Annotated in this window: 12 protein-coding genes and 1 pseudogene; 7 read left to right on the top strand and 6 right to left on the bottom strand. The window is 69.9% G+C overall.

The window, feature by feature from the left end:
* Positions 1–157: 157 nt before the first annotated feature.
* The 4 genes from rqpS to H0X95_RS25295 all read left to right on the top strand — a co-directional run bounded on the left by rqpS (position 158) and on the right by H0X95_RS25295 (position 4,538).
* On the top strand, positions 158–973 hold the full coding sequence (gene rqpS / locus H0X95_RS25280; RefSeq protein WP_058901892.1) for a quorum system sensor histidine kinase RqpS: 816 nt from the start codon (positions 158–160) through the stop codon (positions 971–973).
* Between the two features lie 7 nt (positions 974–980).
* Positions 981–1,637 carry a response regulator transcription factor RqpR gene (gene rqpR / locus H0X95_RS25285; protein ID WP_006477530.1) on the top strand — a complete coding sequence of 219 codons (657 nt, stop codon included), beginning with the start codon at positions 981–983 and terminating at the stop codon, positions 1,635–1,637.
* Between the two features lie 216 nt (positions 1,638–1,853).
* On the top strand, positions 1,854–3,260 hold the full coding sequence (locus H0X95_RS25290) for an amino acid permease (protein WP_006492936.1): 1,407 nt from the start codon (positions 1,854–1,856) through the stop codon (positions 3,258–3,260).
* A gap of 252 nt (positions 3,261–3,512) precedes the next feature.
* Complete coding sequence (locus tag H0X95_RS25295; RefSeq protein WP_006482029.1) at positions 3,513–4,538, top strand: XdhC family protein; 1,026 nt, start codon at positions 3,513–3,515, stop codon at positions 4,536–4,538.
* Positions 4,539–4,595: 57 nt separating this feature from the next.
* Here H0X95_RS25295 and H0X95_RS25300 read toward each other — a convergent pair whose 3' ends face one another.
* The 6 genes from H0X95_RS25300 to fliE all read right to left on the bottom strand — a co-directional run bounded on the left by H0X95_RS25300 (position 4,596) and on the right by fliE (position 8,719).
* The gene (locus tag H0X95_RS25300) at positions 4,596–5,330 is read right to left on the bottom strand and encodes a PepSY-associated TM helix domain-containing protein (RefSeq protein WP_059720860.1); all 735 of its coding nucleotides are present in this window, start codon (positions 5,328–5,330) and stop codon (positions 4,596–4,598) included.
* 269 nt (positions 5,331–5,599) lie between these two features.
* Positions 5,600–5,917 (bottom strand): EscU/YscU/HrcU family type III secretion system export apparatus switch protein, encoded by a 318-nt coding sequence (locus H0X95_RS25305; protein ID WP_058901893.1) that lies wholly within the window; start codon positions 5,915–5,917, stop codon positions 5,600–5,602.
* Positions 5,914–7,266, bottom strand: a complete 1,353-nt coding sequence (fliK, locus tag H0X95_RS25310) for a flagellar hook-length control protein FliK (protein WP_059720859.1) — start codon at positions 7,264–7,266, stop codon at positions 5,914–5,916. Before fliK ends, H0X95_RS25305 begins: the two co-directional genes overlap by 4 nt.
* 133 nt (positions 7,267–7,399) lie before the next feature.
* A complete protein-coding gene (locus H0X95_RS25315) occupies positions 7,400–7,732 on the bottom strand; it encodes a flagellar protein FliT (RefSeq protein ID WP_006486993.1) in 333 nt (110 codons plus the stop codon).
* The gene (fliS, locus tag H0X95_RS25320; protein ID WP_006486995.1) at positions 7,729–8,163 is read right to left on the bottom strand and encodes a flagellar export chaperone FliS; all 435 of its coding nucleotides are present in this window, start codon (positions 8,161–8,163) and stop codon (positions 7,729–7,731) included. The genes H0X95_RS25315 and fliS overlap by 4 nt, the downstream gene beginning before the upstream one ends.
* Positions 8,164–8,374: 211 nt before the next feature.
* Entirely contained in the window at positions 8,375–8,719 is a 345-nt protein-coding gene (fliE, locus tag H0X95_RS25325; protein WP_006486991.1) for a flagellar hook-basal body complex protein FliE, read from the bottom strand.
* Positions 8,720–8,967: 248 nt separating this feature from the next.
* On the opposite strand from fliE, the gene fliF reads away from it, so the two are divergent.
* The 3 genes and pseudogenes from fliF to H0X95_RS25340 all read left to right on the top strand — a co-directional run.
* Positions 8,968–10,731 (top strand): flagellar basal-body MS-ring/collar protein FliF, encoded by a 1,764-nt coding sequence (gene fliF, locus H0X95_RS25330; RefSeq protein ID WP_006495531.1) that lies wholly within the window; start codon positions 8,968–8,970, stop codon positions 10,729–10,731.
* A complete protein-coding gene (fliG, locus tag H0X95_RS25335) occupies positions 10,721–11,716 on the top strand; it encodes a flagellar motor switch protein FliG (RefSeq protein ID WP_006484813.1) in 996 nt (331 codons plus the stop codon). Before fliF ends, fliG begins: the two co-directional genes overlap by 11 nt.
* Positions 11,709–11,782, top strand: a pseudogene (locus H0X95_RS25340) (flagellar assembly protein FliH); the annotation flags it as partial. The gene fliG and the pseudogene H0X95_RS25340, both read left to right, overlap by 8 nt.

Raw genomic sequence — 11,782 nt, forward strand, 5'->3', positions numbered from 1 at the left:
TTCGGATGAGAGTGGAAGGGTCGGATGCAAGTGTTACAAGACGTAACTTTTGTTACCTCGGCATGGAGCGATTCTCTGGCGGCGACCGTCATCGAAACGGCAGCCGGTGCACGCAACCAGCCGGTGTCTGAACCGCTTTCTGACAGCAGGGAGAGTCATGGATACGTCGCTTAACGCGCCCTCGGGCGCCCACGCCCCGTTCCCGTCGCGGCAGCGCATGCCCGGCTGCGCCGCGACTTCGCCCCTGGCCGACGTCGCATCGAAACGCGACGCGTCCGCCGCACGGATCGCGGCACTTTCCGCCCAGTTGCTCGCCGCCGACGAAGCGGCCCGCCGCCATCTGGCCGGCGAGCTGCACGACGGGCTCGGCGCCGAATTGACCGCTGCCCGCTTCGCGCTCGCAAACGTTCAAACGTGGCTGCCGGCCGATGCGCCGGAAGGCTGCCTGCGCGCGCTGGCGCTGGCGCAGCAGGCGCTCGACGCCGCGACCGACGCGAATCGCCGGCTGATCGACGAGCGCGACACGCCGGCGCTCGACGCAGGCGTGGTCGGCGCGCTGTCGTCGTGGATCGACACCCATGCGGCGCGCACCGGCCTGCGCACGAGCTTCGTGTGCGCGGCCGACGCGCGCCTTACGCAAATCGCCGGCGCCGGCGCGCTCGCGGTGTTCCGCGTCGCGCAGGAAGCGCTGTCGAACGTCGCGAAACACGCCCGCGCGACGTCGATCGACGTGCGGATCGTCACCGACGGCACGCACCTGTCGCTGAGTGTCACCGACGATGGGACCGGTTTCGCGCGCAATCGCCGCAGCGGCTACGGCCTCGCCGGCATGCGCGCGCGCTGCGAGGCGTTCGGCGGCAGCTTCGAGACGGCCACGCCGGCAACCGGTCGCGGCACGCGCGTCACCGCGCGCTTCGCGTGGGATTCGCTGCTCGCGGTGCCCGTCGCGGCACGCCGCACGTCGCTTTCGTGAGGTCGCGATGAGCCTGAACATCCTGCTCGTGGACGATCACGCGATCGTCCGGCAAGGGATCCGCCAGTTGCTGATCGACCGCGGCGTCGCGCGCGACGTGACCGAGGCCGAGAACGGCGGCGACGCGATGGCGGCCGTCGACAAGCAGGAATTCGACGTGATCCTGCTCGACATCTCGCTGCCCGACACGAACGGCATCGAGGTGCTCAAGCGCCTCAAGCGCAAGCTGACGCGCACGCCGGTGCTGATGTTCTCGATGTACCGCGAGGACCAGTACGCGGTGCGCGCGCTGAAGGCCGGCGCGGCCGGCTACCTGTCGAAGACGGTCAACGCCGCGCAGATGATCGGCGCGATCCAGCAGGTCGCGGCCGGGCGCAAGTACGTGAGCCCCGCGATGGCCGAGGCGCTCGCCGAATACGTGTCGTTCGAGAACGAACCGCTGCCGCACGAGAAGCTGTCCGATCGCGAATATCAGACGCTCTGCATGCTCGCGTCCGGCAAGCGGCTCACCGATATCGCGAACACGCTGTCGCTGTCGGTGAAGACGGTGAGCGTGTACCGGTCGCGGCTGCTCGAGAAGATGCGGCTGTCCAACAACGCGGAACTCACGTTCTACGTGATGAGCAACCGGCTCGTCGACATGGCGCCCACGGCCGGCGCCTGAGCCCCCCCGGCCCATTCGAATTCGTCCGATCCCGCGACGCGGCGCACGCCGCGCCGCGCCCAACCGCGCCCGCTCCGGGCGCAAGCGCTTGTTTTATCGGACGATTCCACGGCGCACCGCGGCGCCGCAGCGGGGCTTGCACGCCAAATCAGCTAAAATTATGGGTTTTCACTCAGTCAACGCGCCGTGCCTGCGCGCGCTGGCGATTCATCCGCAATGTCTCTCTTCCGCAAGAAAAACGTCGATCGCATGATCGCCGGCGCGCAAGCCGCCGGGCTCAAGAAAGCGCTCGGCGCGATCGACCTCACCTTCCTCGGCATCGGCGCGATCATCGGCACCGGCATCTTCGTGCTGACCGGCACCGGCGCCGTCCAGGCCGGCCCCGCGCTGATGCTGTCGTTCGTGATCGCCGCGATCGCGTGCGGCCTCGCCGCGCTGTCGTACGCGGAGTTCGCGTCGACGATCCCCGTCGCCGGCTCGATCTACACGTATTCGTACGCGACGCTCGGCGAGCTGGTCGCGTGGATCATCGGCTGGGACCTGATGCTCGAGTACGGCCTCGCGTCGTCGGCCGTGTCGGTCGGCTGGTCGGGCTACCTGCAGTCGCTGTTGCAGGGCTTCGGGCTGTCGCTGCCGACCGTGCTGACGGCCGCGCCCGGCGCGGTGCCGGGCGTCACCACGTGGTTCAACCTGCCCGCGTTCCTCGTGATGATCGTGATCACGACGCTGCTGTCGATCGGCATCCGCGAATCGACCCGCATCAACAACATCATGGTGTTCATCAAGGTGTCGGTCGTGCTGCTGGTGATCGCGGTCGGCCTGTTCCACGTGACGCCCGCGAACTGGAAGCCGTTCATGCCGCACGGCTGGAACGGCGTGTTCGGCGCGGCCGCCGTGATGTTCTTCGCGTTCATCGGCTTCGACGCGGTGTCGTCGGCGGCCGAGGAAGTGAAGAACCCGAAGCGCGATTTGCCGATCGGCATCATCGCGTCGCTCGCGGTGTGCGCGGTGCTGTACGTGACGGTCGCCGCGGTCGCGACCGGCATCGTGCCGTCGGCCCAGTACGCGAACATCTCGCACCCGATCTCGTACGCGCTGCAGGTCGCCGGCGAGAAGTGGGTCGCGGGCTTCATCGATCTCGGCGCGGTGCTCGGCATGCTCACCGTGATCCTCGTGATGAGCTACGGCCAGACGCGCGTGATCTTCGCGATGTCGCGCGACGGGCTGCTGCCGGCCGCGCTGTCGCGCGTGCATCCGCGCTATGCGACGCCGTTCCTGACCACCTGGCTGGTCGGCCTGTTCTTCGGGCTGATCGCCGCGCTCGTGCCGCTCAACGTGCTCGCCGAGCTGATCAACATCGGCACGCTCGCGGCATTCTCGATGGTGTCGATCGCCGTGCTCGTGCTGCGCCGCACCCACCCCGAACTGCCGCGCGCGTTCCGCTGCCCGGGCGTGCCGGTGGTGCCGATCCTCGCGGTCGCATCGTGCCTGTTCCTGATGCTGAACCTGCAGCCCGTCACGTGGGCCGCGTTCGGCATCTGGCTCGTGATCGGCCTCGTGATCTACGCACTGTACTCGCGACACCACTCGAAGCTCGCGCACGGCCACCCCGACGCGCACTGAGCGCCGTCATCGCGCGCCGCCGCGGCGCGCGATGACGAACCCCACGCGGAACCGCCCCGGCTCCGCACGCCCCCTCTCCCGAACCCTCGGCCGCCGCGCGATCAGTGTCCGATCGTCGCGATCTCTTGCCCGATCGTCCGGATTTGCCCGCCCCCGCCGCCGCGCCGCCTGCACGCGCGCGCCGGGCGGTTCATAATCCGGCCATCGAATGACGGCGCCGCCCGGCGGGCCGTCCGGCAACAGGAAAAAACGATGGAAAGCGTCGATCTCGATGTACTGAAATCCAGCGCGCGCTGGCTCGAAGAAGGGCGCCGCGTGCTGCTCGTGACGGTCGTGAAGACGTGGGGCTCGTCGCCGCGCCCCGAAGGCGCGATGCTCGCCGTGCGCGAGGACGGCCTGGTGGTCGGCTCCGTGTCCGGCGGATGCATCGAGGACGACCTGATCGCCCGCGTGCATGCGAGCGGCATCGCGGCCGATGCGCGCCCGGAAGCGCTCAAGTACGGCGTGACCGCCGAGGAAGCGCACCGCTTCGGGCTGCCTTGCGGCGGCACGATCCAGCTGGTGCTCGAACCGCTCACGCGCGACAGCGGGATCGCCGCACTGTGCGCGGAAGTCGAGGCCGGCCGCCTCGTCACGCGCACGATGACGCTCGCGACCGGCCGCGCGTCGCTGTCGCCCGCGCAGGCGACCGACGGGCTCGCGTTCGACGGCGAACGCCTCGTGACGATCCACGGGCCGCGCTACCGGATGCTCGTGATCGGCGCCGGCCAGTTGTCGCGCTATCTGTGCCAGATCGCGGTCGGGCTCGACTACCAGGTGACGGTCTGCGATCCGCGCGACGAATACACGGATGCGTGGGACGTGCCGGGCACGCGCGTCGTGCACACGATGCCCGACGATACGGTGCTCGACATGAAGCTCGATGCGCGTTCGGCGGTGATCGCGCTCACGCACGACCCGAAGCTCGACGATCTCGCGCTGATGGAGGCGCTGAAGACCCCCGCGTTCTACGTGGGCGCGCTCGGCTCGCGGCGCAACAACGCGGCGCGGCGCGAGCGCCTGCGCGAATTCGATCTGAACGAAGTGGAACTGGCCCGGCTGCACGGGCCGGCCGGCATCTACATCGGCAGCCGGACGCCGCCGGAAATCGCGATCTCGATCCTCGCCGAGATCACCGCCGCGAAGAACAACGTGTCGCTGCCGACGATCCTGCAGGTCGAAGGCGCGAAGGCCGCGCGCGAAATCGCGGCGAACAGCGGCGCGGCCTGCGGCCTCTGACCCGCGGCGGCGGCGGGCGATCACGCCCGCCGGCCGCTACCCCGGCGCGACCCGCGCTCAGGTCAGGCCGGCGGCCAGCGCCGCGGCAACCGAACCGACCACCAGCACGACGCCGACCGTGCGGCGCTTGTTCAGCTCGGTCCACAGCAGCACGCCGGTCAGCGACAGCAGGATCAGCGAGCCCGCGATCGTATCCATCAGCAGCACCCAGCCGAGATTCATCCCGACACCGCGATGCAGGTTGTTCAGCGTCGTCAGGAACGTGTTGCCGGTGCGCTTCACCGACACGTAGCCGTTGCCGACCCAATACTCGGCCTGCAGGTTCTGGTGCGGCCCGAACACGCCGAATTGCCAGTGCTCGGGCTGCATCACGCGCTTGTCGCCCCATGCGACGGCCTGCGCGGGCTCCTTGCGCATGCGGCCCGGCTTGCCGTCGAACTGCAGCTCCTGCTGCAGCCACTTCGTCATCGCGGCGGGCGTCTTCGGCACCGGATCGGGCAGCGCGATCTGCATCTCCTCGACCTGCGGCTCACCGGTCGAAATTTTCAGCGGCGGCGCGCGATGGTTCAGCAGCATGCCGGTCACGCCGAACAGCAGCCCGAGCACCGCGCCCCACAGCCCGACCCAGCCGTGCACCTTGCGCAGCCACTTGATGAAGGTCGCACGGCGCGAGCGCTGGCGGCGCGCGGCCAGTTCGTCGTCGCTCAGCGGGCGGCCCGCCGGGTGCAGCACGGTGACGCCGGCGCGCGGCATGCCCGTCTTGGGCGGGTCGATCGTTTCGGGCGCGTTCACGCGAAAGTATCCATTCGTTCAAAACGACGGGCGGCGCGCAGGGAGTGCGCGCCGCCCGGGCAGCATGAAAATGAGAATGGATATCATTACATAAATCGACCGCCGGCTCAATCCATACGCATACGAAGCGACAAGGCCGGGGTGCGCGAGAACGAGAAGGAAAGGCGTGCGTTGCCTTGCGATGACGATCGATCGATGGCAGATACCGACAGAATGATCCCGCAAGCATCGGACAGCATTTCGTAATAATCCGCCCGTCGGCGGGCCTTTCAGCGCAACGGCGGCAGCGGGAAACGCGGCGCGGCGTCGTCCGGCGCGGGTTCGGCGCGATCGAGCGCGTACAGCCACGCGAGCAGGTCAGCGACCGCCTGGTAAAGCTGCGGCGGAATCCGGTCGTCGAGATCAACCTGCATCAGCAGCGACACCATCTCCGGCGCCGTATGCACGTACAGCCCCGCATCGTGCGCGCGCGCGACGATCATCTCGGCGAGCACGCCGTAGCCCTTCGCGACCACGCGCGGCGCCGCATCGCCGCCTTTCGGGTCGTAGACGAGCGCGGCCGCACGCTTGCGGGACGTCGTGCTCATGGCAGCGCCTCGTCATCGTCGCCCGGCACCCGCACGTCGGCGCCGCCGGCCGCGCCGCGCGCATACGCGGCGGCGGCGGCCTGCGCGGCGAACAGGTCGAAGCCGTCCGGCCCGTCGTCGACCGCACGGATCGACAGCCCGCCCACCTTGAGCCCCGAGCCTTCGAGCCGCTGCCGCAGCGCGGCTTCGTTACGCGTGAGACGGTCGGCGCCCGTCTGGTTCGCGCGCAGCCGCGCGACGAGTTGCGCGCCGTTCAGCACCAGCTCGGCATCGACCGTGCCGAGCGACGGCAGCGTCAGCGTCAGGCGCGTGCGCCACGCGATGCCGTCGCCCGCGTCGTCGTCCCCGCCGCCGCGCGGCGCACGGTGGCCGGGCTCGTCGGGTTCGATCGTCCAGTCGAGCCGCGCGCCGGGCCACGCCTCGCCGGTCCAGCGAAACTGGTCGGTCGCGAGCGCGTCGAGCTGTTGCCGAACGAGCGGCACGGCGGCCGGATGCACGGTCGCGAGCGGCGGCTGCGGATCGGGCGACGCGGCAGCCAGCTCGGCACGCGCGGGCGTCCAGCGCGCATCGGCGTGCGCAGCCAGCGGATCGGCCGGGTCGGACGGCAGCGACGCGCCCTGCCGGGCCGCCGCAAGTGCGGGCTGCGCGGGCTCGCGCGCGGGTGCGCCGCCCTGCGCCGGCGGTTGCGCGCTTGCCCGCGCGGCGGCCGACAGCGGCGGGCGCTGCGCGAGCAGTTCATCGAGCACGTCGGGCGATGCGTGCGGGACGGCTTCCGGGTCGACCGGCGCGAGCGCGGTCGCGAGGCGTGCCTGCGGCTCCCGCATCAGCGCCGCGAGCGGACGCTGGCCGGCCAGCCACTGTGCGAGATGGGATTCGTAGAACAGGCCGCTTTCGCTCACGGCCTGCGCGAGCGCCGCACGCAGCGCCGCGACCGGCGGCGGCGCGAGCGCATCGCGCGCGGCCGCGACGGACGACGCTTGAGCCGAAGCCGGCGTGGCAGGCGCGGCGGGACCGGACACCGCCGGCGCACGCGCCGGCACGGGCGTATCGCTGAGCAGCACGGCGGGATCGGCCAGCAGCGGCAGCCGGCCGACGATCGCCGGTGTCGCATCGCCGCCCGAGCGCGAGATCGCGTCGAGCACGCGCCCGACCTCGGACAGCGCGGTCTGCGTGGAAGCCGGCGGCGCGGCGGGCGGGCTGCCGGCCGGCGGCGCGGACGATGCGCCGGCGCCCGGCGTGCCGACCTGCGCGGTGGCGCCGCCGCCGGCGGGCGCCGAAACGGTGCCGGTCAGCAGGCTGTCGAGGCGGCTCGCCAGCAGCGCGGCCGCAACGGAGTCGATACCGGTCATGATCGGAGCCTGCTTATATCAGCCACATCGTTGCGAATCCGGGTTCGGCACGCCGGTGCCGCCCGCGGGAACAGCGCGCGCCGCGTGCGGCACCGGGCCCGGACGCTTCGCGCCCGTCTCCCGGAACCCGGCCCTACCCGCGCGCGCGGTAGAGATCGGTCAATACCTGGGTCGAGCGCCGCGCCTCGAACAGCGCGGACAGCCGCGCGACGTCCGGGCTCGCGAGATCGCGGATCGCGGCGTCGTCGGCCAGGATGCGGCGGATCAGGTCGAGCTTGCGGCCGAGATCCGATTCGTCGAGCGCGACGCCCGGATCGGCCTCCTTCAACCCGTCGACAAGCTGCATGAATTCGGCCTGCAACCCCGGCAACGCGCTCCAGTCGGCGCCGCGCGCGGCGCACAGCATCCGGCCCGACACTGCGGCGAGCGCCTCGTAACGCGCGAAGTATTCGGCCTTGTGATTCATCGTGATGCTTCCGCTACCTGTTGCGCGGCCATCCGCGCGACTTCCGGGGCGATGCCCGTCCATGCTTCCTCGAGCGTCGCGAGCAAGCCGTCGACCTCGACCAGCATCGCGTCGCTCGCCTGCGCGTTCGCTTCCAGCAGGCGCCGGCCGATATACGCGTACAGCGCATTGAGCCGGTCGGCGATCTCGCCGCCCGCGTCGCGGTTCAGCGACGCCTGCAGGCCGCTCTCGACGATCCGGATCGCCTTGCCGATCGCCTCGCCGCGCCCGGCCACGTTGTCCTGCTGCAGATGCATGCGCGCCAGCGCGATCGCCTGCCGCGCGCCCTGGTACAGCATCGCGATCAGCCGGTGCGGGGAGGCGCCCATCACCCCGGTCTCGACGCCGACACGCGCGTACGCACTGGCTCCAGCGTGTCCTGGGGAAAACATGCGCTTCTCCTTGTTATTGCCTGCTATACGGGAGCCGCCGCCGTGCGTTGCACGGCGCGGCCTTCACCGGAGTTATCGGAAGGGATTTGAAAAGCTTTAGGTGCGCGGGGGGCCGCCGCCGGGCCTGCGATGCCGGCTCGCCGGACTCGTTCGGCAGGCCCTGAACCGTCCGCGGATGACCCCGGATGGCCGTCGCCGGATGGCCGTCCCCTCACACCGACATCTGCATGATGTCGTTGTAAGCGCTCACTAGCTTGTTGCGGACCTGGAGCCCGAACTGGAAGCCGATATTGGCTTTCTGCATGTCGACCATCACGTCGTTCAGCGAGATGTTCGGCGCGCCGACCTCGAACGCCTTCGCCTCGCCGAGCGCGTGCTGCTGGTCGCCGCTGATCTTGTCGAGCGATGCCTTCATCGCGCTCGCGAACGTGCCGGCCGTCGCCGCGCCCGAGCCGGCCAGCGCCGCCGTCGGGCTCGCGACGCCGCCGGACGCCTGCGCGGCCATCGACTGCATCTGTTGCAACACCGAACCGATTCCGCTGACGTTCGCAGTCATGCTGTCCCCAGACATAGAGAAGAGACCCGGACGCACCGGGCGACCCGCCGGCGCCGCACCACGCGCACCATGCCGGATCGCGAAAAAGGATAGCAGCGCGGCGCGCGTCAAAGCCGCGAAAGTACGGGGGAAACCCCGCTCTTTTCGGTCGATCGGAGTGCGCCCCCGGTCACGATAATCGCATCGTGTCATTGTCCGCCCGCTCGTCCGAGCGAGCTCAGTCGTCCCGCTCCGGAGAAACTCGACGCATGGATTCGCAGGCCAACTCGCTGATCAACCCAGACGCCCGCGCGGGCCTCAGCCCGGCGCCCGGCGCCGCCGCGGCCGCCGCGTTGCCGGGCGCGGGTGGCGCAGGCGCGGACTTCGGGCTGGGCGGCTTCGCGGAACGCATTCCCGGCATCTCGCGGATGAAGGGCAACCCGAAGCTGCCGTTCGTGATCGCCGTCGCGTTCGCGATCGCCGCGATCACCGCGCTCGTGCTGTGGAGCCGCGCGCCCGACTACCGCGTGCTGTACAGCAACCTGTCGGACCGCGACGGCGGCGCGATCATCGCCGCGCTCCAGCAGGCAAACGTTCCCTACAAGTTCGCCGATGCCGGCGGCGCGATCCTCGTGCCGTCGAACCAGGTGCACGAGACGCGCCTGAAGCTCGCCGCGATGGGGCTGCCGAAGGGCGGCTCGGTCGGCTTCGAGCTGATGGACAACCAGAAATTCGGCATCAGCCAGTTCGCCGAGCAGATCAACTACCAGCGTGCGCTCGAAGGCGAGCTGCAGCGCACCATCGAATCGATCAACGCCGTGCGCGGCGCGCGCGTGCATCTCGCGATCCCGAAGCCGTCGGTGTTCGTGCGCGACAAGGAAGCGCCGAGCGCGTCGGTGTTCGTCGACCTCTACCCGGGCCGCGTGCTCGACGAGGGCCAGGTGCAGGCGATCACGCGGATGGTGTCGTCCGGCGTGCCCGACATGCCGGCCAAGAACGTGACGATCGTCGACCAGGACGGCAACCTGCTGACCCAGACCGCGTCCGCTTCCGGCCTCGACGCGAGCCAGCTCAAGTATGTGCAGCAGGTCGAGCACAACACGCAGAAGCGCATCGACGCGATCCTCGCGCCGATCTTCGGCGCCGGCAACGCGCGCTCGCAGGTCAGCGCCGATCTCGATTTCTCGAAGATCGAGCAGACGTCGGAAAGCTACGGCCCGAACGGCACGCCGCAGCAAGCCGCGATCCGCAGCCAGCAGACCAGCAGCGCGACCGAGCTCGCGCAGGGCGGCGCGTCGGGCGTGCCGGGCGCGCTGTCGAACACGCCGCCGCAGCCGGCCTCCGCGCCGATCGTCGCCGGCAACGGCCAGAACGCGCCGCAGACCACGCCGGTCAGCGACCGCAAGGACCAGACGACCAACTACGAGCTCGACAAGACGATCCGCCATACCGAACAGCCGATGGGCAGCGTGAAGCGGCTGTCGGTCGCGGTCGTCGTCAACTACCAGCCGGTCGCCGACGCGAAGGGCCACGTGACGATGCAGCCGCTGCCGCCCGCGAAGCTCGCGCAGGTCGAGCAGCTCGTGAAGGACGCGATGGGCTACGACGAGAAGCGCGGCGACTCGGTGAACGTCGTGAACAGCGCGTTCTCGACCGTGAGCGACCCGTACGCCGACCTGCCGTGGTGGCGCCAGCCCGACATGATCGCGATGGCGAAGGAAGCCGCGAAGTGGCTCGGCATCGCGGCGGCCGCGGCGGCGCTGTACTTCATGTTCGTGCGCCCGGCGATGCGCCGCGCATTCCCGCCGCCCGAGCCGGCCGCGCCGGCGCTCGCGGCGCCGGAAGACGCGGTCGCGCTCGACGGCCTGCCAGCGCCGGACAAGGCGGCGGAGGAACCGGACCCGCTGCTGCTCGGCTTCGAAAACGAGAAGAACCGCTACGAACGCAACCTCGACTACGCGCGCACGATCGCCCGCCAGGATCCGAAGATCGTCGCCACCGTCGTGAAGAACTGGGTGTCCGATGAACGCTGAAGGCTTGACCAAGAGCGCGCTGCTGCTGATGTCGATCGGCGAGGAAGAGGCCGCGCAGGTATTCAAGTTCCTCGCGCCGCGCGAGGTCCAGAAGATCGGCGCCGCGATGGCCGCGCTGAAGAACGTCACGCGCGAGCAGGTCGAGGACGTGCTGCAGGACTTCGTGAAGGAAGCCGAGCAGCACACCGCGCTGTCGCTCGATTCGAGCGAGTACATCCGCTCGGTGCTGACGAAGGCGCTCGGCGAGGACAAGGCCGGCGTGCTGATCGACCGCATCCTGCAGGGCAGCGACACGAGCGGCATCGAGGGCCTGAAGTGGATGGATTCGGGCGCGGTGGCCGAGCTGATCAAGAACGAGCATCCGCAGATCATCGCGACGATCCTCGTGCACCTCGACCGCGACCAGGCCTCGGAGATCGCGTCGTGCTTCACCGAACGGCTGCGTAACGACGTGCTGCTGCGGATCGCGACGCTCGACGGCATCCAGCCGGCCGCGCTGCGCGAACTCGACGACGTGCTGACGGGCCTGCTGTCCGGCAGCGACAACCTGAAGCGCAGCCCGATGGGCGGCATCCGCACCGCGGCCGAGATCCTGAACTTCATGACGAGCGTGCACGAGGAAGGCGTGCTCGAAAGCGTGCGCCAGTACGACGCCGATCTCGCGCAGAAGATCATCGACCAGATGTTCGTGTTCGAGAACCTGCTCGACCTCGAGGATCGCGCGATCCAGATGGTGCTCAAGGAAGTCGAGTCGGAAACGCTGATCGTCGCGCTGAAGGGCGCGCCGCCCGCGTTGCGCCAGAAGTTCCTCGCGAACATGTCGCAGCGCGCGGCCGAACTGCTCGCCGAGGATCTCGACGCGCGCGGCCCGGTGCGTGTGTCCGAAGTCGAGACGCAGCAGCGCCGCATCCTGCAGATCGTGCGCAACCTCGCCGAGAGCGGCCAGATCGCGATCGGCGGCAAGGCGGAAGACGCGTATGTCTGATTCGGCGAGCGATCGCGTGGGCACCCTCACCGCGTACCAGCGGTGGGAGATGGCGTCGTTCGACCC

This window comes from Burkholderia sp. 9779_493, assembly GCF_015712215.1.
Classification (GTDB): Bacteria; Pseudomonadota; Gammaproteobacteria; order Burkholderiales; family Burkholderiaceae; genus Burkholderia; species Burkholderia cenocepacia.

Excerpts from the sequence above, each read along its gene's own strand:
- fliF (WP_006495531.1), top strand. The coding sequence starts at position 8,968 with ATGGATTCGCAGGCCAACTCGCTGATCAACCCAGACGCCCGCGCGGGC.
- fliG (WP_006484813.1), top strand. The coding sequence starts at position 10,721 with ATGAACGCTGAAGGCTTGACCAAGAGCGCGCTGCTGCTGATGTCGATC.
- rqpR (WP_006477530.1), top strand. The coding sequence starts at position 981 with ATGAGCCTGAACATCCTGCTCGTGGACGATCACGCGATCGTCCGGCAA.
- H0X95_RS25295 (WP_006482029.1), top strand. The coding sequence starts at position 3,513 with ATGGAAAGCGTCGATCTCGATGTACTGAAATCCAGCGCGCGCTGGCTC.
- rqpS (WP_058901892.1), top strand. The coding sequence starts at position 158 with ATGGATACGTCGCTTAACGCGCCCTCGGGCGCCCACGCCCCGTTCCCG.
- fliS (WP_006486995.1), bottom strand. The coding sequence starts at position 8,163 with ATGTTTTCCCCAGGACACGCTGGAGCCAGTGCGTACGCGCGTGTCGGC.
- H0X95_RS25305 (WP_058901893.1), bottom strand. The coding sequence starts at position 5,917 with ATGAGCACGACGTCCCGCAAGCGTGCGGCCGCGCTCGTCTACGACCCG.
- H0X95_RS25290 (WP_006492936.1), top strand. The coding sequence starts at position 1,854 with ATGTCTCTCTTCCGCAAGAAAAACGTCGATCGCATGATCGCCGGCGCG.
- H0X95_RS25315 (WP_006486993.1), bottom strand. The coding sequence starts at position 7,732 with ATGAATCACAAGGCCGAATACTTCGCGCGTTACGAGGCGCTCGCCGCA.
- fliE (WP_006486991.1), bottom strand. The coding sequence starts at position 8,719 with ATGACTGCGAACGTCAGCGGAATCGGTTCGGTGTTGCAACAGATGCAG.
- fliK (WP_059720859.1), bottom strand. The coding sequence starts at position 7,266 with ATGACCGGTATCGACTCCGTTGCGGCCGCGCTGCTGGCGAGCCGCCTC.